The 17,138-nt window shown below is 68.1% G+C and carries 18 protein-coding genes; 12 read left to right on the top strand and 6 right to left on the bottom strand.

The genetic code is table 11. The annotated features are described in order from the left end of the window. Positions 1 to 582 carry a TetR/AcrR family transcriptional regulator gene (locus A5711_RS05130; RefSeq protein ID WP_067944567.1) on the bottom strand — a complete coding sequence of 194 codons (582 nt, stop codon included), beginning with the start codon at positions 580 to 582 and terminating at the stop codon, positions 1 to 3. Between the two features lie 9 nt (positions 583 to 591). Beyond that, positions 592 to 3,411 carry an aconitate hydratase gene (locus tag A5711_RS05125; RefSeq protein WP_197501075.1) on the bottom strand — a complete coding sequence of 940 codons (2,820 nt, stop codon included), beginning with the start codon at positions 3,409 to 3,411 and terminating at the stop codon, positions 592 to 594. Between the two features lie 200 nt (positions 3,412 to 3,611). On the opposite strand from A5711_RS05125, the gene A5711_RS05120 reads away from it, so the two are divergent. The 9 genes from A5711_RS05120 (at position 3,612) to A5711_RS05080 (ending at position 12,595) form a co-directional block, all read left to right on the top strand. Further along, the gene (locus tag A5711_RS05120) at positions 3,612 to 4,154 is read left to right on the top strand and encodes a DUF6676 family protein (protein ID WP_067944565.1); all 543 of its coding nucleotides are present in this window, start codon (positions 3,612 to 3,614) and stop codon (positions 4,152 to 4,154) included. 240 nt (positions 4,155 to 4,394) lie between these two features. Then, positions 4,395 to 5,834 carry an NlpC/P60 family peptidoglycan endopeptidase RipA gene (gene ripA / locus A5711_RS05115; RefSeq protein WP_067944564.1) on the top strand — a complete coding sequence of 480 codons (1,440 nt, stop codon included), beginning with the start codon at positions 4,395 to 4,397 and terminating at the stop codon, positions 5,832 to 5,834. Positions 5,835 to 5,859: 25 nt separating this feature from the next. Continuing rightward, entirely contained in the window at positions 5,860 to 6,600 is a 741-nt protein-coding gene (gene ripB, locus A5711_RS05110) for an NlpC/P60 family peptidoglycan endopeptidase RipB (RefSeq protein ID WP_067944563.1), read from the top strand. A 152-nt stretch (positions 6,601 to 6,752) separates the two neighbouring features. Further along, complete coding sequence (locus tag A5711_RS05105; protein ID WP_067944562.1) at positions 6,753 to 7,886, top strand: MoxR family ATPase; 1,134 nt, start codon at positions 6,753 to 6,755, stop codon at positions 7,884 to 7,886. Positions 7,887 to 7,924: 38 nt separating this feature from the next. Beyond that, on the top strand, positions 7,925 to 8,836 hold the full coding sequence (locus A5711_RS05100; RefSeq protein WP_067741820.1) for a DUF58 domain-containing protein: 912 nt from the start codon (positions 7,925 to 7,927) through the stop codon (positions 8,834 to 8,836). After that, complete coding sequence (locus A5711_RS05095) at positions 8,833 to 9,840, top strand: VWA domain-containing protein (protein WP_067944561.1); 1,008 nt, start codon at positions 8,833 to 8,835, stop codon at positions 9,838 to 9,840. Before A5711_RS05100 ends, A5711_RS05095 begins: the two co-directional genes overlap by 4 nt. Before the next feature lie 131 nt (positions 9,841 to 9,971). Continuing rightward, positions 9,972 to 10,739 carry a 3-oxoacyl-ACP reductase FabG1 gene (gene fabG1, locus A5711_RS05090; protein WP_067944560.1) on the top strand — a complete coding sequence of 256 codons (768 nt, stop codon included), beginning with the start codon at positions 9,972 to 9,974 and terminating at the stop codon, positions 10,737 to 10,739. Between the two features lie 29 nt (positions 10,740 to 10,768). Further along, complete coding sequence (inhA, locus tag A5711_RS05085; RefSeq protein WP_066958259.1) at positions 10,769 to 11,578, top strand: NADH-dependent enoyl-ACP reductase InhA; 810 nt, start codon at positions 10,769 to 10,771, stop codon at positions 11,576 to 11,578. A 6-nt stretch (positions 11,579 to 11,584) separates the two neighbouring features. Further along, positions 11,585 to 12,595, top strand: a complete 1,011-nt coding sequence (locus A5711_RS05080; RefSeq protein WP_067944559.1) for a ferrochelatase — start codon at positions 11,585 to 11,587, stop codon at positions 12,593 to 12,595. Here the strand turns inward: A5711_RS05080 and A5711_RS05075 are convergent, their stop codons facing one another. After that, positions 12,596 to 13,519 (bottom strand): hypothetical protein, encoded by a 924-nt coding sequence (locus tag A5711_RS05075; protein WP_067944558.1) that lies wholly within the window; start codon positions 13,517 to 13,519, stop codon positions 12,596 to 12,598. Positions 13,520 to 13,576: 57 nt separating this feature from the next. Between A5711_RS05075 and A5711_RS05070 the strand changes: the two genes are divergently transcribed. Genes A5711_RS05070 through A5711_RS05060 form a run of 3 tightly spaced genes read left to right on the top strand, consistent with a single transcriptional unit; the run spans position 13,577 to position 15,566 of the window. Continuing rightward, positions 13,577 to 14,014: an NfeD family protein gene (locus A5711_RS05070; RefSeq protein ID WP_067944557.1), complete on the top strand. Its 438-nt coding sequence runs from the start codon at positions 13,577 to 13,579 to the stop codon at positions 14,012 to 14,014. A 49-nt stretch (positions 14,015 to 14,063) separates the two neighbouring features. Further along, the gene (locus tag A5711_RS05065) at positions 14,064 to 15,200 is read left to right on the top strand and encodes an SPFH domain-containing protein (RefSeq protein ID WP_067944556.1); all 1,137 of its coding nucleotides are present in this window, start codon (positions 14,064 to 14,066) and stop codon (positions 15,198 to 15,200) included. A gap of 9 nt (positions 15,201 to 15,209) precedes the next feature. Further along, a complete protein-coding gene (locus tag A5711_RS05060) occupies positions 15,210 to 15,566 on the top strand; it encodes a DoxX family protein (protein ID WP_067944555.1) in 357 nt (118 codons plus the stop codon). On the opposite strand, the gene A5711_RS05055 is transcribed toward A5711_RS05060, so the two are convergent. From A5711_RS05055 to A5711_RS05045, 3 genes are all read right to left on the bottom strand, one after another. Next, entirely contained in the window at positions 15,563 to 15,979 is a 417-nt protein-coding gene (locus A5711_RS05055; protein WP_082975651.1) for a nitroreductase family deazaflavin-dependent oxidoreductase, read from the bottom strand. The genes A5711_RS05060 and A5711_RS05055 overlap by 4 nt on opposite strands. Positions 15,980 to 16,058: 79 nt before the next feature. After that, positions 16,059 to 16,679, bottom strand: a complete 621-nt coding sequence (locus A5711_RS05050) for a TetR/AcrR family transcriptional regulator (protein ID WP_067944553.1) — start codon at positions 16,677 to 16,679, stop codon at positions 16,059 to 16,061. Between the two features lie 52 nt (positions 16,680 to 16,731). Further along, positions 16,732 to 16,998, bottom strand: a complete 267-nt coding sequence (locus A5711_RS05045) for a hypothetical protein (RefSeq protein ID WP_067944552.1) — start codon at positions 16,996 to 16,998, stop codon at positions 16,732 to 16,734. Positions 16,999 to 17,138: the final 140 nt, after the last annotated feature.

Below are 17,138 nucleotides of genomic sequence, written 5' to 3'. Positions count from 1 at the left end.
CTACGCCTGCGGCCCAGAGTCGTTGCGGCGCACCGAATTCTCCACCAGGTCGAGCACGGCGGACAACCGGCGCGGGTCTTCGCCTGACGCCAGCCGGGCCACCAGGCCGTCGAGCACCAACTCCAGGTAGCACTGCAAAACGTCCCCGGGAACGTCGTCGCGCACCCGGTGCGCCTCCTTCTGCCGGCGCAACCGATCGGTCGTCGCCGCCGCCAATTCCGCGGACCGCTCCGCCCAGCCGCGGCTGAACTCCGGGTCGTTGCGCAGCTTGCGCGCGATCTCCAACCTGGTCGCCAGCCAGTCGAACTGGTCGGGCGCGGCGAGCATGTCGCGCATCACCTGGATGAGGCCCGCGCGCGACGCCACGTCGGCCATCCGCTCGGCATCCTCGTGCGCCAGCGCGAAGAACAGCGCGTCCTTGTCGCGGAAGTGGTGGAAGATCGCACCGCGCGACATCCCGATCGCCTGTTCCAGCCGGCGCACCGTGGCCTTGTCGTAGCCGTATTCGGCGAAGCAGCGGCGGGCACCGTCGAGGATCTGGCGGCGGCGTGCCGCCAGATGGCCCTCGCTTACCTTGGGCACGACTGGGGACTAGCCGGACTTCAGCATGTTGCGCAGCACGTACTGCAGGATGCCGCCGTTGCGGTAGTAGTCGGCTTCTCCCGGCGTGTCGATGCGCACCACCGCGTCGAACTCGACCGGGTCGCCCGAGTCCTTGCTGGCCTTGACGCGCACCGTCTTTGGCGTCTTGCCGTCGTTGAGCGCCTCGATGCCGGTGATGTCGAACACCTCGGTGCCGTCCAGCCCCAGCTCCTTGGCGGACTTGCCTTCGGGGAACTGCAGCGGGATCACGCCCATGCCGATCAGGTTGGAGCGGTGGATGCGCTCGAACGACTCGGCGATCACCGCCCGCACGCCCAACAGCAGCGTGCCCTTGGCCGCCCAGTCGCGTGAGGAGCCGGACCCGTATTCTTTACCGCCCAGCACCACCAGCGGAATGTCCTGCGCCGCATAGTTTTGCGCGGCGTCATAGATGAACGCCTGCGGGGCACCGTCCTGGGTGAAGTCGCGGGTGTAGCCGCCGGAAACGTCGTCGAGCAGTTGGTTACGCAGCCGGATGTTGGCGAAGGTGCCGCGAATCATCACCTCGTGGTTGCCGCGCCGGGAGCCGAAGGAGTTGTAGTCCTTGCGATCGACGCCGTGCTCGTCGAGGTACTGCGCCGCGGGCGTCCCCGGCTTGATGGCACCGGCGGGGGAGATGTGGTCGGTGGTCACCGAGTCGCCGAGCAGCGCCAGCACCCGGGCGCCGGTGATGTCTTTCACCGGTTCCGGGTCGGCGGACATCCCCTCGAAGTAAGGGGGCTTGCGCACGTAGGTCGAATCCTGGTTCCACTCAAAGGTATTGCCGCTCGGGGTGGGCAGGTTGCGCCAGCGCTCGTCGCCCTTGAACACGTCGGCGTAGTTCTTGGTGAACATCTCCTGGCTGATCGCCGAGGCGATGGTGTCCGACACGTCCTTCTGCGACGGCCAGATGTCTTTGAGGAAGACGTCGTTGCCGTCCTTGTCGGTGCCCAGCGGCTGCTTTTCGAAGTCGAAGTCCATGGTCCCGGCCAACGCGTAGGCGACCACCAGCGGCGGGGACGCCAGGTAGTTCATCTTCACGTCGGGGTTGATGCGCCCCTCGAAGTTGCGGTTACCGGACAGCACCGCCGACACCGACAGGTCGTTGTCGTTGATCGCCTTGGAAATCTCCTCGGGCAGCGGACCGGAATTACCGATGCACGTGGTGCAGCCGTAGCCGACGAGGTAGAAGCCGAGCTTCTCCAAATACGGCCACAGGCCGGCCTTGTCGTAGTAGTCGTGGACCACCTGCGAGCCTGGCGCCATGGTCGTCTTCACCCACGGCTTGGACGTCAGGCCCTTCTCTACGGCGTTGCGGGCCAGCAGCGCCGCACCCAGCATCACCTCGGGGTTGGAGGTGTTGGTGCACGACGTGATGGCCGCGATCACCACCGCGCCGTGGTCGAGCTCGAACTCGCCGCGGTCTTCGGAGCGCACCCGCACCGGGTTGCTCACCCGGCCCTTGGCATGTGCCGCAGCCGATTCGAACTTCGGGGCGTCGTCGGCATGACCGTTCTCCAGCGCGCCGGGGTCGCTGGCCGGGAAGGACTCGTCGACCGCCTCGTCGAGCTTGGAGTACTCCTTCTTGTCGGGGTCGTCGCCGACGTAGTCGCCGATCTGCCCGCGGAAGGTGGACTTGGCCTCCGACAACGCGATCCGGTCCTGCGGACGCTTCGGCCCGGCGATCGAGGGCACCACGTCGGACAGGTTGAGTTCGAGGTATTCGGAGAAGGCCGGCTCGTGCTTGGGGTCGTGCCACATGCCCTGCTCTTTGGCGTACGCCTCAACCAGCGCGAGTTGCTCTTCGTTGCGGCCGGTGAACCGCAGGTAGGAGATGGTCTCCTCGTCGATCGGGAAAATCGCTGCGGTGGAGCCGAATTCGGGGCTCATGTTGCCCAGGGTGGCGCGGTTGGCCAGTGGCACCTCGGCCACGCCCTCGCCGTAGAACTCGACGAACTTGCCGACCACGCCGTGCTTGCGGAGCATCTCGGTGACGGTCAGCACGACGTCGGTGGCGGTGACGCCCGCCTGGATCTCACCGGTCAGCTTGAACCCGACGACCCGCGGGATCAGCATCGACACCGGCTGACCGAGCATCGCGGCCTCGGCCTCGATGCCGCCCACGCCCCAGCCCAGCACGCCCAGGCCGTTGACCATCGTGGTGTGCGAGTCGGTGCCCACGCAGGTGTCGGGGTAGGCCACGCCGTCGCGGTCCATCACCACGCTGGCCAGGTATTCGATGTTCACCTGGTGGACGATGCCGGTGCCCGGCGGCACCACCTTGAAGTCGCGGAAAGCGCCTTGGCCCCAACGCAAGAACTGGTAGCGCTCCCCGTTGCGCTGGTACTCGATTTCGACGTTGCGCTCGAAGGCGTCGGCGGTGCCGAACAGGTCGGCGATCACCGAGTGGTCGATCACCAGGTCGGCCGGCGCCAGCGGGTTCACCTTCTCCGCCTTGCCGCCCAGGTCGCCGATGGCCTCGCGCATGGTGGCCAAGTCGACGATGCACGGCACCCCGGTGAAGTCCTGCATCACGACGCGGGCGGGCGTGTACTGGATCTCAATGCTGGGCTCCGCCTTGGGATCCCAGTTCGCGATGGCCTCGATGTGGTCCTTGGTGATGTTGCTGCCGTCCTCGTTGCGCAGCAAGTTCTCGGCGAGGACTTTGAGGCTGTAGGGGAGTTTCTCGGTGTTGGGAACGGCGTCGAGACGATAGATCTGATAACTCTTGTCGCCGACCTTCAGGGTGTCGCGTGCTCCGAATGAGTTCACAGAATCTTCTTTAGTCACTTCAACTCCCGGGATTAAGTTCTTCCGCCGACGGGCCGTGCCGGCGGTGCGATGTTACTTTAACAGTACGCTTGTCCTGCATTACGGCGGGGCGCCCGTAGTCCCAGTCTTGTCGCGTAAGTCGACGGTTTAAACCCCCCGAAACGAAGTCGCGTACGGTGCCTGTAGCGCATTCGCCGTCAGAGGGCAGGAGGGACATCATGACCTTGCATCCGGTCCTACCCGTCTACATCCCGCAAGACGTCGACATGACCGCGGTCAAGGCGCAGGTCGCCGCCACCGGCGTCAGCGCGCCGGCGGCGGACATGCCCGGCCTGCTGCACATCGTCGACGAGGCCCATGCCAAGGGGATCAACCTCAAGATCGTGCTGCTCGATCACAACCCTCCGAACGACACCCCGCTGCGCGACATCTCCACAGTGGTCGGCGCCGACTACCACGACTCGACGGTCTTGACGCTGAGCCCCAGCTACGTCGGCAGCTACAGCACCCAGTTCCCGCGCGTCACGCTGGAGGCCGGCGAGGACATCGCCAAGACGGGTAACCCGGTGGTCTCGGCGCAACACTTCGTCAACGAGCTGAGCACCCCGGAATTTCCCTGGACGGGCCTGACCATCTTCCTGTTGCTCGCCGTGTTCGCGGCGGCCGTCGGGACCCGAATGCTGCAGGTGCGCAGCCGCCGCTCAGCAACCCCGGAGGAATCGGCGGGGGCGCAGGAAGTGACGCCCACCAACACGGCCTAGCCACCCGTATCCGCCCCGGCCGGCTCCGTCGGTCGGGCTCTGGGGCATCGTCCCGGCAAACCCGGTAGATAACCGTTCGGTCACATTAAACGCACGTAGAGAGTGCGATTTCTGTGGAGCGTTTGCACGCCTAATAGTGTGACGTACGGTGCAAATGATGCTGGTGTTGTCTTTGGCGCCCTTGACGAACTCTGTGGTCGGCGCCGCCCGTCGCGTTGAGCCGTAGGAGACCTGAGTCGAATGAGACGCATACGCCGGGGCTCCACTGCGCGGCCGGCCTCAAGGCTGGCCCGGCCTGTCGTGCCGTCGGTCGTGAGCGTGGCCCTGCTGCTCTGCACGCCCGGGCTGGCACACGGTGACCCCGCCGCGGACAGCTTGGCCGGGTTGATCGCCAACGTCGCCAAGGCCAACCAACGCCTGGAAAATCTGAGCGCCGAGATTCAGACGGAACAGGAAAGCGTCAACAAGGCCCTGGTCGACGTCGAGACCGCCCGGGACAACGCCGCCGCCGCCCAACACGACCTCGAGACCAGCCAGCAGTCGGTCAAGGACGCCAACGCCGCGATCGCCGCGGCGCAGCAGCGCTTCGACACATTCGCGGCGGCCACCTATATGAATGGCCCGTCGAGCGGTTACCTGACCGCCAGCAGCCCGGACGACATCATCGCCACCGAGGCCGCCGCCCAGACGCTGTCGTCGAGTTCCCGGACGGTGATGGCCAAGCTGCAGCGGGCGCGGACCGAACAGGTGAACAAGGAATCGGCGGCGCGGCTGGCCAAGCAGAAGGCCGACAAGGCCGCGGCCGACGCCAAGGGCAGCCAGGACGCCGCGGTGGCTGCGCTGACCGACTCCAAGCGCAAGTTCGACGAACAGCGCGACCAAATCGCCGGCCTGGCCGCCGAACGCGACGAGGCTCAGGCCAAGCTCGAAGCGGCCAAACGGCAGTGGGCTTCCGGTCCGGGCGGCGGACCCGCTGCGCCGGCGTCGGGCGACCGGTGGGAGACCGGCTCAGCGGGCGCGCCCGCGCCGCAGGCCGGGGCCCGCCGCTGGGACGGCGCCTGGGACCCCACCCTGCCGATGATTCCCAGCGCGAACGTCCCGGGTGACCCGATCGCGGTCATCAACCAGGTGCTGGGCATCTCGGCGACCTCGACGCAGGTCACCGCCGGGCTGGGCCGCAACTTCCTGCAGCAGCTCGGCATTCTCAAGCCCGACGACACCGGCATCACCAACGCGGCCCCGGGCGGGACGTCCGGGCGGATCCCCCGGGTCTACGGGCGCCAGGCCACCGAGTACGTGATCCGGCGCGGGATGTCGCAGATCGGCGTGCCCTACTCCTGGGGCGGCGGCAACGCGGCCGGGCCGAGCAAGGGCATCGACTCCGGGGCCGGCATCACCGGCTTCGACTGTTCGGGCCTGGTCCTCTATTCGTTCGCCGGAGTGGGCATCAAGCTGCCGCACTACTCGGGCTCGCAGTACAACCTGGGCCGCAAGATCCCGTCGTCGCAGATGCGCCGCGGCGACGTCATCTTCTACGGCCCCGGCGGCAGCCAGCACGTGACGATCTACCTCGGTGACGGCCAAATGCTCGAGGCTCCGGACATCGGTCTGAAAGTCCGCGTCGCGCCGGTGCGCACCAGCGGTATGACGCCCTACGTGGTCCGCTACATCGAGTGGTGAACGAATGAGAACTGAACGGGGAGCCATGCGCCGCAAGCGGATTCGTCTGATCAACTTCGCCTGGATCACCACCGTGGTGACCGGGCTGATGTTGTCTTCGGCCATTTCCGGGGCCACCCCCGCCACGGCCGACCCCGGCGGCGCGTGGGATCCGACTCTGCCGGCGACGATCAGCGCGGGCGCCCCTGGTGATCCGCTCGCCGTCGCCAATGCGTCGCTGCAGGCCACCGCGCAGGCCACCCAAACGACGATGGACCTGGGCAGGCAATTCCTGGGCGGCCTCGGAATCAACATCCTGGGGGATCCGGCTCCGGCCGCGGCCACCCCCACCAATCCCGGCGGCAAGATCCCGCGGGTCTACGGCCGGCAGGCCATCGAGTACGTGATCAAGCGGATGGGCTCCCAGATGGGCGTGCCGTACTCGTGGGGTGGTGGCTCGCTGGACGGTCCCAGCAAGGGCGTCGGCGACGGCGCCAACATCAACGGCTTCGACTGCTCGGGGCTGATGCGCTACGGCTTCGCCGGGGTCGGCGTGCTGATCCCGCGGTTCTCCGGCGACCAATACAACGCGGGCCGGCACATCCCGCAGGACCAGGCCAGGCGCGGTGACCTGATCTTCTACGGGCCGAACGGCGGCCAGCACGTCACGATGTATCTGGGCAACGGCCAGATGCTGGAGGCGTCCAGCCTCGCCGGCAAGGTGACCATCAGCCCGGTTCGCAAGCCCGGCATGACGCCGTTCCTGACTAGGATCATCGAGTACTGATCCAGGTGTGTTCGCCCGGCGGGATCCCGGGGGCGAACCACCAGCGTCGACGGAATCCGGCGGGCCTGGAATAGTTGGACGCGGGCACGTCGCGGCCCCACGACAGTCGTGGTGCAAGCAGTCGTGTCCGATTGAGCTGTGGAGGGTTATTGATGACAGCAGCAGGTGGGCCGCCTCCGGGCGCCAGCGGTTACTCGGGCCCGGGTGGCCCTTCCGGCTCGCCGGCCCATGACGCGCCGTCCGGCGGCGGCAATGGCCTGGCCGCCGAGGTCCACACCCTGGAGCGCGCCATCTTCGAGGTCAAGCGCATCATCGTCGGTCAGGATCAGCTCGTCGAGCGCATGCTGGTCGGTCTGCTCTCCAAGGGGCACGTGTTGCTCGAGGGTGTCCCCGGCGTGGCCAAGACGTTGGCCGTCGAGACCTTCGCCAAGGTCGTGGGCGGCACATTCGCCCGCATCCAGTTCACCCCCGACCTGGTGCCCACCGACATCATCGGTACCCGCATCTACCGACAGGGCAAGGAAGAATTCGACACCGAGCTCGGCCCGGTGGTGGTGAACTTCCTGCTCGCCGACGAGATCAACCGCGCGCCGGCCAAGGTGCAGTCGGCGCTGCTGGAGGTCATGCAGGAACGCCACGTCTCGATCGGCGGCAAGACCTTCGACCTGCCCAACCCGTTCCTGGTGATGGCAACGCAGAACCCGATCGAGCACGAGGGCGTGTACCCGCTGCCCGAGGCCCAGCGCGACCGCTTCCTGTTCAAGATCAACGTCGGCTACCCGTCGCCGGAAGAGGAACGGGAGATCATCTACCGGATGGGCGTGCGGCCGCCGGAGCCCAAGCAGATCCTGAACACCGGCGACCTGCTGCGCCTGCAGGAGATCGCGGCCAACAACTTCGTCCACCACGCGCTGGTCGACTACGTGGTGCGCGTCGTGACGGCCACCCGCCATCCCGAGCAGCTCGGGATGAACGACGTCAAGTCGTGGATCTCGTTCGGTGCGTCCCCGCGTGCGTCGCTGGGCATCATCGCCGCGTCCCGGTCGCTGGCGCTGGTGCGCGGCCGCGACTACGTGATCCCGCAGGACGTCGTGGACGTCATTCCCGACGTGCTGCGGCACCGCCTGGTGCTCACCTACGACGCGCTGGCCGACGAGATCTCGCCGGAGATCGTCATCAACCGGGTCCTGCAGACGGTTGCCCTGCCTCAGGTCAATGCCGTTCCGCAGCAGGGGCAGTCGGTACCCCCGGTGATGCAGGCCGCCGGCGCGGCCAGCGGTCGGTGACGGACCCCCAGCAGCCGGCGGTGCCACACCCGCCGTCGATGCAGCGCGGGCAGATCGTCGACCCGAAGCTGGCGGCGGCGCTGCGGCAACTCGAGCTGACGGTCAAGCGCAAGCTCGACGGTGTCCTGCACGGCGACCACCTCGGCCTGATCCCGGGACCGGGTTCCGAGCCGGGGGAGTCGCGCGAGTACCAGCCCGGCGACGACGTACGGCGGATGGACTGGGCCGTGACCGCGCGCACCATGCACCCCCACGTCCGGCAGATGATCGCCGACCGCGAGCTGGAGACCTGGATGGTGGTCGACATGTCGGCCAGCCTGGACTTCGGCACCGTCGGGTGCGAGAAGCGGGACCTGGCGGTGGCGGCCGCGGCCGCGATCACGTTCCTCAACAGTGGTGGCGGCAACCGGCTCGGCGCGCTGATCGCCAACGGCGAGACGATGGTCCGGGTTCCGGCGCGCTCCGGGCGTCAGCACGAGCAGACGCTGCTGCGCACCATCGCCACCACCCCCAGGGCCCCGGTCGGGGTGCGCGGCGACCTGGCGATGGCCATCGACGCGTTGCGCCGCCCGGAACGCCGTCGCGGCATGGCGGTGATCATCAGCGACTTCCTCGGTCCGATCAACTGGATGCGCCCGCTGCGGGCGATCGCGGCCCGGCACGAGGTGCTTGCCATCGAGGTGCTCGACCCGCGCGACGTCGAACTGCCCGACATCGGCGACGTCGTGCTGCAGGACGCCGAGTCCGGCGTGACCCGCGAATTCACCATCGACGCGCAGCTGCGTGACGATTTCGCCAAGGCGGCCGCGGCGCACCGCGCCGAGGTGGCCCGCACCATCCGCAGCTGCGGGGCCCCGGTGCTGACGCTGCGCACCGACCGCGATTGGATCGCCGACATCGTCCGCTTCGTCGAGTCCCGCCGGCGCGGTGCATTGGCGGGGCGGCAGTGACATTGCCGCTCCTCGGCCCGATGTCCTTGTCGGGCTTCGAACACTCGTGGTTCTTTCTGTTCCTGCTCGTCGTCGCCGGGCTCGCCGCGATGTACGTCCTCATGCAGCTGGCGCGACAGCGCCGGATGCTGCGATTCGCCAACATGGAGCTGTTGGAAAGCGTTGCGCCCCAACGGCCTTCGCGCTGGCGGCATGTCCCGGCGATGCTGCTGGTGGCGTCGCTGGTGCTGTTCACCATCGCGATGGCCGGGCCGACGCACGACGTCCGCATTCCGCGCAACCGCGCGGTGGTGATGCTGGTGATCGACGTGTCGCAGTCGATGCGAGCCACCGACGTGCAGCCCAATCGGATGGCGGCCGCACAGGAGGCGGCCAAGCAGTTCGCCGACGAGCTGACCCCGGGCATCAACCTGGGGCTGATCGAGTATGCGGGGACCGCCACCGTGCTGGTGCAACCGACGACCAACCGGGACGCGACCAAGAACGGGCTGGACAAGCTGCAGTTCGCCGACCGCACCGCCACGGGCGAGGGCATCTTCACCGCTTTGCAGGCCATCGCGACGGTGGGCGCGGTGATCGGGGGAGGCGACAAGCCGCCGCCGGCGCGCATCGTGTTGTTCTCCGACGGCAAGGAGACGATGCCGACCAACCCGGACAACCCGAAGGGCGCGTTCACGGCCGCGCGCACGGCCAAAGACCAGGGTGTGCCCATCTCGACGATTTCGTTCGGCACCCCGTATGGCTTCGTCGAGATCAATGACCAGCGCCAGCCGGTGCCCGTCGACGATTCCACGATGAAGAAGGTCGCCGAGCTCTCCGGCGGGAGCTGGTACAGCGCCGGTAGTTTGGCCGAGCTGAAAAACGTGTACGCGACGCTGCAGCAGCAGATCGGCTACGAGACGATCAAAGGCGACGCCAGCGTGGGCTGGGTGCGGTTGGGTGCGTTGGTGTTGGCGTTGGCGGCGCTGGCGGCGCTGCTCATCAACCGCCGCCTGCCGACGTAGTTGTCTTGCTCGTCGGCCCCGGCGCGCGAGAGTAGTCAGACTGCTCTTTTCGGCCCAGAATTTCGCAGTGTCATTGCGCTCGCGGACGAGGCGATTTCAACCACGCGAAGCCCAGGCGCTAGGTTGGCGGGGTGACTGACACGGCCACCGAGAACACCACCGAAAGTGCCGCCGACGGCGGCAAACCCGCATTCGTATCCCGTTCGGTCCTGGTGACGGGCGGAAACCGGGGAATCGGTCTGGCGATCGCGCGGCGGCTGGCGGCCGACGGCCACAAGGTCGCCGTCACGCATCGCGGATCCGGGGTGCCCGAGGGGCTGTTCGGCGTGGTGTGCGACGTCACCGACAACGACGCGGTCGACCGCGCGTTCAAAGAGGTCGAGGAGCACCAGGGTCCGGTCGAGGTGCTGGTGTCCAACGCCGGCATCTCCAAGGACGCCTTCCTCATCCGAATGACTGAGGATCGCTTCGAGGAGGTCATCAACGCCAACCTCACCGGGGCGTTCCGCGTGGCCCAGCGGGCGTCGCGCAGCATGCAGCGCAAGCGGTTCGGCCGCATCATCTTCATCGGGTCGGTGTCCGGGATGTGGGGCATCGGCAACCAGTCCAACTACGCGGCCGCCAAAGCCGGCCTGATCGGCATGGCCCGCTCGATCTCCCGCGAGCTGTCCAAGGCCGGGGTGACCGCCAACGTGGTGGCCCCGGGCTACATCGACACCGAGATGACCCGCGCGCTGGACGAGCGGATCCAGGCGGGCGCACTGGAATTCATCCCGGCCAAGCGGGTCGGCACCGCCGAGGACGTCGCCGGGGCGGTCAGCTTCCTGGCATCCGAGGATGCGGGTTACATCGCCGGCGCGGTCATCCCGGTCGACGGCGGCATGGGCATGGGCCACTGAGTTCAACCACGAAGACATTAAGGACGGACATGGCAGGACTGCTCGACGGCAAACGGATTCTGGTCTCCGGGATCATCACCGACTCGTCGATCGCGTTTCACATCGCCAAGGCGGCCCAGGAGGCGGGGGCGCAGTTGGTGCTGACCGGGTTCGACCGGTTGCGCCTGATTCAGCGCATCGCCGACCGGCTGCCGGAGAAGGCCCCGCTGATCGAACTCGACGTGCAGAACGAGGAGCACCTCAACAGCCTCGCCGAGCGGGTCACCGCCGAGATCGGTGAGGGCAACAAGCTGGACGGCGTGGTGCACTCGATCGGCTTCATGCCGCAGACCGGGATGGGCATCAACCCGTTCTTCGACGCGCCGTATGAGGACGTCTCCAAGGGCATCCACATCTCCGCGTATTCGTATGCGTCGCTGGCCAAGGCGCTGTTGCCGATCATGAACCCCGGCGGGTCCATCGTCGGCATGGACTTCGACCCCAGCCGGGCCATGCCGGCCTACAACTGGATGACGGTGGCCAAGAGCGCGCTCGAATCGGTCAACCGGTTCGTCGCCCGCGAGGCGGGCAAGTTCGGGGTGCGCTCGAATCTCGTTGCGGCGGGCCCCATCCGGACGCTGGCGATGAGCGCGATCGTCGGCGGTGCGCTCGGTGAGGAGGCCGGCGCCCAGATGCAGCTGCTGGAAGAGGGCTGGGACCAGCGCGCCCCGATCGGCTGGAACATGAAAGACCCCACGCCGGTCGCCAAGACGGTGTGCGCCCTGCTCTCGGACTGGCTGCCGGCCACCACCGGCACCATCATTTTCGCCGACGGCGGCGCCAGCACCCAGTTACTCTAGGCTGCAATGGATTTCGATGCCGTCCTGCTGCTGTCCTTCGGCGGGCCGGAGGGGCCCGAGCAGGTGCGGCCGTTCCTGGAGAACGTCACCCGCGGGCGCAACGTGCCGCCCGAACGCCTGGACGAGGTCGCAGAGCACTACCTGCATTTCGGTGGGGTGTCACCGATCAATGGGATCAACCGCGCCCTGATCACCGAGCTCCGGGCGGAACTGGATCTACCGATCTACTTCGGCAACCGCAACTGGGATCCCTACGTCGAAGACGCGGTTGCGGCCATGCGCGACAACGGTGTTCGGCGGGCCGCGGTGTTCACCACGTCGGCGTGGAGCGGCTACTCCGGCTGCACGCAGTACACCGAAGACATCGCCCGGGCGCGCAGCGCCGCCGGACCCGGCGCGCCCGAGCTGGTCAAGCTGCGGCGATATTTCGACCACCCGCTCTTCGTCGAGATGTTCGCCGGTGCTGTCGCGGACGCGGCGCGGAGCGTGCCCGATGGCGCACGCCTGGTGTTCACCGCCCATTCGGTTCCGGTGGCCGCTGACCAGCGCCTCGGCCCGAGGCTCTACAGCCGTCAAGTCGCCTATGCCACAAGGCTTGTCGCGGCCGCGGCGGGTTATTCCGATTTCGATCTGGCCTGGCAGTCGCGTTCGGGCCCACCGCAGGTGCCGTGGCTGGAGCCCAGCGTCGAGGACCATCTCACGGCGCTGGCTGCGGCGGGCACCGAGGCCGTCATCGTCTGCCCGATCGGGTTCGTCGCCGACCACATCGAGGTGGTCTGGGATCTCGACGAGGAGTTGCGCGCCCAAGCCGACGCGGCGGGGCTGGTGTTCGCCAGGGCCGCCACACCCAATGCCGATCGCCGATTCGCCCGGCTGGCCGCCGATCTCATCGATGAACTGCGCACCGGCCGGGAGCCGGCCCGGGTGGCCGGCCCCGACCCGGTGCCCGGTTGTCTGGCCAGCGTCGACGGCGCGCCGTGCCGTCCGCCGCATTGCGTCGCGTCCGAATTCGGCTAGTCAGCCCCACGCCGAGTGCAAGATCGCGGTGACGGCCGCCATCCGCGCCGAACGCACCACTCCGGTCAGCGGCCGCAGCGCGTCGCTGGCGATTTGGGCCTCGGAAGAGGATTGGGTGCCAAACGGCTCCGGACCGGCGACGACCGGAGCGGTGAACCGCTCGGGGGAGTCGGGTGATCGACTGAGTCCGGCGCTGACCGCGATGATGGCGTCGACGTGCGCCGCGTTCTCCAGCACCCGCAGCGCCCGGGTCGGCGCGTGTTCGGGAACCCGGTGCTGCCGTGTGGATTCCAGCAATTGCTCGACGAGTCCCCGCGGATCGTCGATGTCGGCCGCGGCCGTTCCCAGCCCGATGGCGCCAAGCGCGTCGGCGGCCGACCGCACGGCCGACCGCAGTTGGTATTCCGCGTCGCCGAGCTCGTAGTGGTCGAGAACCGGCGCGCCCGGCAGCGAGTACACCGTCCAGGACAATGCGCACAGTTCAGGGAAGTCCTCCGGCTCTTCGTCGTAGGAGAACTCGGGGACCAGCCCGACGGCGGTGGCGGGATCGTGTGGGTTGGCGATGATGATCGCCTCACCCGCGGCCAGGGCGTCGCGCTCGAACTGTGTTCCCGGGGCAAGCCCGCGCACGTCGCCGGGCACGGGCAAAAGCATGTTGATCGTCCCGCGCAACCGGCCCGGGCCGTCCGGAGTGGGCGCCGACCGGCCGACCGCGGCGCGCAGCGTCTGCAGCAGCGTCACCGTTCCGGCGTCGTGCACATCGGGCCACGGCAGCCCGGTGTGACCGGCGGCGACCGCATCATACGCGGTGACCGATTGCTTTGGCGCCCATACCGATAACGCGTCCAAGACGTCGTCGGGCGCGGCCTTGCCTGCGAGCCAGGCGTTGGCCCACAAGGACAGCGAGACACTGGGACACCACACGATTCCGCAGTGTAGTTGTTTTGCCCGGCAAAGGCGGATCACGCGTATTCTGGCCGCATGCACGCCGCGGTGCTTTGGCTAATATTCGCGCTGGTGCTTGCCGGTGCGGAGGCGCTCACCGGCCATATGTTTTTGGTGATGCTCGGCGGCGGTGCGCTGGCCGCCGCAATCACAAGCTGGCTGACGGACTGGCCCGGCTGGGCGGACGGGATCGTGTTCCTCGTCGTCTCCGTCCTGTTGCTGGTGCTGGTCCGGCCCGCGCTGCGGCGACGACTGACACCCCCGCCCGCGACGCAACTGGGCATCGAGGCGCTGCAGGGTAAAAACGCGCTGGTGCTCGAGCGGATCTCCCGCGACGATGGGCGGGTGAAGCTCGACGGCGAGGTGTGGACCGCGCGTCCGCTCAACGAGGGGGATGTCTACGAACCGGGGGAGTCGGTGACCGTCTTGCAGATCGACGGCGCCACGGCGGTGGTCTTCAAGAGCGGTCCATAACGGCCGTGCGAGGACGTCGCCAGAGACCCTGGTAGAGAAAGGAACTGCCGTGCAAGGTGCGGTTGCTGGTTTGGTGTTGTTGGTCGTCCTGGTGATATTCGCCATTGTCGTGGTCGCCAAGTCGGTGGCCCTGATACCGCAGGCGGAGGCCGCGGTGATCGAGCGGCTGGGTCGATACAGCCGGACGGTCAGTGGTCAGTTGACGTTGTTGGTGCCGTTCATCGACCGGGTCCGCGCGCGGGTGGACCTCCGTGAGCGGGTGGTGTCATTCCCGCCGCAGCCGGTGATCACCGAGGACAACCTGACCCTCAACATCGACACCGTGGTCTACTTCCAGGTCACCGTCCCGCAGGCGGCCGTCTACGAGATCAGCAACTACATCGTCGGCGTCGAGCAGCTCACCACCACGACTCTGCGCAACGTGGTGGGCGGCATGACGCTCGAGCAGACGCTGACCTCACGCGATCAGATCAACGGTCAATTGCGCGGCGTGCTCGACGAGGCGACCGGCCGGTGGGGCCTGCGGGTCGCCCGGGTCGAGTTGCGCAGCATCGACCCGCCGCCGTCCATCCAGGCGTCGATGGAAAAGCAGATGAAGGCCGACCGCGAGAAGCGGGCGATGATCCTCACCGCCGAAGGGAACCGGCAGGCCGCGATCACACAGGCCGAAGGCGCCAAGCAGGCGCAGATCCTGGCCGCCGAGGGTGCCAAGCAGGCCGCGATCCTGGCCGCCGAGGCCGACCGGCAGTCCCGCATGCTGCGCGCGCAGGGTGAGCGCGCCGCGGCGTACCTGCGGGCACAGGGGCAGGCCAAGGCCATCGAGAAGACGTTCGCCGCGATCAAGGCCGGCAGGCCCACCCCGGAGATGCTGGCCTACCAGTACCTGCAGACCCTCCCGGAGATGGCGCGCGGTGACGCCAACAAGGTGTGGGTGGTGCCGAGCGACTTCAACGCGGCGCTGCAGGGGTTCACCAGAATGCTGGGCACCCCGGGTCAGGACGGAGTGTTCCGGTTCGAGCCCTCCCCGGTCGACGACACACCTCAACACGCCGCCGAATCGGATGACGCGGAGATCGCCGACTGGTTCTCCACCGAGACCGATCCCGCGATCGCCCAGGCGGTGGCCAAGGCCGAAGCGAGCGCCCGCCAACCGGTGGACGGCACGCCGCCGCAACTGGCCCAATAGGATTGCCCGATGAGCCTTTTCACTTCGCCGAAGACCTACGTGGCGCTCGGCGCCTTCCACGCCGTGGACGCCGTCTTGTGCGGCGTCCAGGTGGCGCCCATCAGGAAGGTTCTCGATGACGTCGGGTTGCCGGAGAACGTTCGGCCGGTGCTGCCGGCGGTGAAGGGGGCAGCCGCCGTGGGCCTGCTGTCGGTCACCCGGTTCCCCGTCCTGGCGCGGGTGACGACGTTGATGCTGACGGTCTATTTCGTCTTGGCGCTCGGCGCGCACATCCGGGTGCGCGACAAGGTCGTCAACGCCCTCCCCGCGGCGATGTTCCTGGCCACGTTCGCCGTGATGACGGCGAAGGGGCCCGACCGCAACTAGTCGAGGCGCAACTCGACCAGCGGCAGCGGTGTGTCGGTCTCGGTGATCGGAAGCCCGAGCGTTTCCTCCAGGACCGGCCGCATCTGTTCCCAGGCCTTGCGATGACGGCTGACGTAGGCGGCCAGCGCGCGGTCGGCCTCCTGTTGGTCGAGGATGCGCGCGATGGCGCGCCGGGGCGCGCGGCTGCCGGCGTAGACACGGACCCGCGGGTTGGCCTCGATGTTGCGGAACCACTGCGCCTTTCGGCCGAAACCGGAGGCGACGACGTAGGTCTCCGGTGCGGGGTGACCGACCACCTCCAGCACCACATAGCGCGGCGCGCCCGATTTGCGGCCAATGTGCTCGAGCATCAGCAAGCGCGAGCCGAACAGCGCGCCGGCGCGGGCCTTATAGAGCCAGACGGGTGCGCGCATGAGTCGACGCGAGCGCAGCAGGTGCGCGCCGGCGCTGGCGAAAAATGTTGTGCTGGACACCTTTACCTCCATTTCTCGGTCAACCGCTGCTGAGTCCGTCGCGATAGATCGCAAACACCTCGCCGGCCCACCGCCGCATTCCCGCATCCGAGAGCGGATCCGTGCCGAGGACTTCGGCCAGGCGGGGGCGCAGCGTAAGCACCGCGAGGTCATTGACGAGTAGGAACGCCGCGCGCACCTCGGCGTCCGCGCCGGGGCTGGCCGTTCCGGCCGCAACCATCGCGTCCAGAGTGGCGCGGCTGAGCCGGAAGAGCCGGTCGAACAATGCCGAGCCCGCGCGGCCCCCGGTGATCAACAGTCGGCTCAGGTACGCCGGGATCGCCGAGTCCGGGGGCAGGTAGGTGGCCAGGCCGTCGAGCAGGCTCGGCACCGCGGTGGGCTCGAGCCCAACCATGGCGGTCTGCTCGGTCATCCGGGTCAGCAACGCTTCGAAGGTCGCGACGACGTGACTGTCGACGACCTCGATCAGCCCGTCCTTCGAGCCATAGTGCCTGATGAGCAGGGCCGGTGAGACGCCCGCCGCGGTCGCGATGTCGCGCAGGGTGACCGCGTCGGGGCCACGCTCGGCGATCAGTCGCAGCGCTTCGTCGCGGATCCGCGCTCTGGCAGTGCGGTCGTCCGGCAGTGGTGGTGAATGCACGTTTACTATTGTAAACGATCGTTTACATCGCTGGCCAGCCGCCGCCCTGACCTCAGGCGTGCGGTGCCGGCGGCAGCGGGGGCGCGGGGACGACGCCCGGCGCGGGCGTCGGTGGGGGCGGGGACGAGTAGACGCACCCGCCGCCCGACTGGGACGACAGCGGCGGCGGGTAGGGCGGCGGCGGAAGCTGAACCCGCACCGTCCAGACCAACCCGGTGATCGCGAAGGCCGCGAGCGCGCCGAGCACCAGGCCGGCCAACCCGGCAACGATTGCGACGCCGGCGGGGAAGCGGCGGGTTCCGATGTTGTCCGAGGTCATACGGTTCTCCACTGTCGCCGGATATCGGTAACCGAGACGCTACTGGCGACACGGCTGCCGCCGTCACGATTTGATGGATCGTGAGGGCGGCGGACCGGTCAGCTGTGCGGGGACGGTTGCCCCGGCGGGGAGGTCTCACC

It is taken from the genome of Mycobacterium sp. E2238 (assembly GCF_001672665.1).
In the GTDB taxonomy this organism is placed as follows: Bacteria; Actinomycetota; Actinomycetes; order Mycobacteriales; family Mycobacteriaceae; genus Mycobacterium.
The sequence above is the reverse complement of the archived record's forward strand: the minus strand, read 5'-3'. Positions and strand labels throughout refer to the sequence as shown.

Bases quoted from the DNA above. Each gene is read 5' to 3' on its own strand.
- A5711_RS05120 (WP_067944565.1), top strand. From the start codon at position 3,612: ATGACCTTGCATCCGGTCCTACCCGTCTACATCCCGCAAGACGTCGAC.
- ripA (WP_067944564.1), top strand. From the start codon at position 4,395: ATGAGACGCATACGCCGGGGCTCCACTGCGCGGCCGGCCTCAAGGCTG.
- ripB (WP_067944563.1), top strand. From the start codon at position 5,860: ATGCGCCGCAAGCGGATTCGTCTGATCAACTTCGCCTGGATCACCACC.
- A5711_RS05105 (WP_067944562.1), top strand. From the start codon at position 6,753: ATGACAGCAGCAGGTGGGCCGCCTCCGGGCGCCAGCGGTTACTCGGGC.
- A5711_RS05100 (WP_067741820.1), top strand. From the start codon at position 7,925: ATGCAGCGCGGGCAGATCGTCGACCCGAAGCTGGCGGCGGCGCTGCGG.
- inhA (WP_066958259.1), top strand. From the start codon at position 10,769: ATGGCAGGACTGCTCGACGGCAAACGGATTCTGGTCTCCGGGATCATC.
- A5711_RS05080 (WP_067944559.1), top strand. From the start codon at position 11,585: ATGGATTTCGATGCCGTCCTGCTGCTGTCCTTCGGCGGGCCGGAGGGG.
- A5711_RS05070 (WP_067944557.1), top strand. From the start codon at position 13,577: ATGCACGCCGCGGTGCTTTGGCTAATATTCGCGCTGGTGCTTGCCGGT.
- A5711_RS05060 (WP_067944555.1), top strand. From the start codon at position 15,210: ATGAGCCTTTTCACTTCGCCGAAGACCTACGTGGCGCTCGGCGCCTTC.
- A5711_RS05055 (WP_082975651.1), bottom strand. From the start codon at position 15,979: ATGCGCGCACCCGTCTGGCTCTATAAGGCCCGCGCCGGCGCGCTGTTC.
- A5711_RS05045 (WP_067944552.1), bottom strand. From the start codon at position 16,998: ATGACCTCGGACAACATCGGAACCCGCCGCTTCCCCGCCGGCGTCGCA.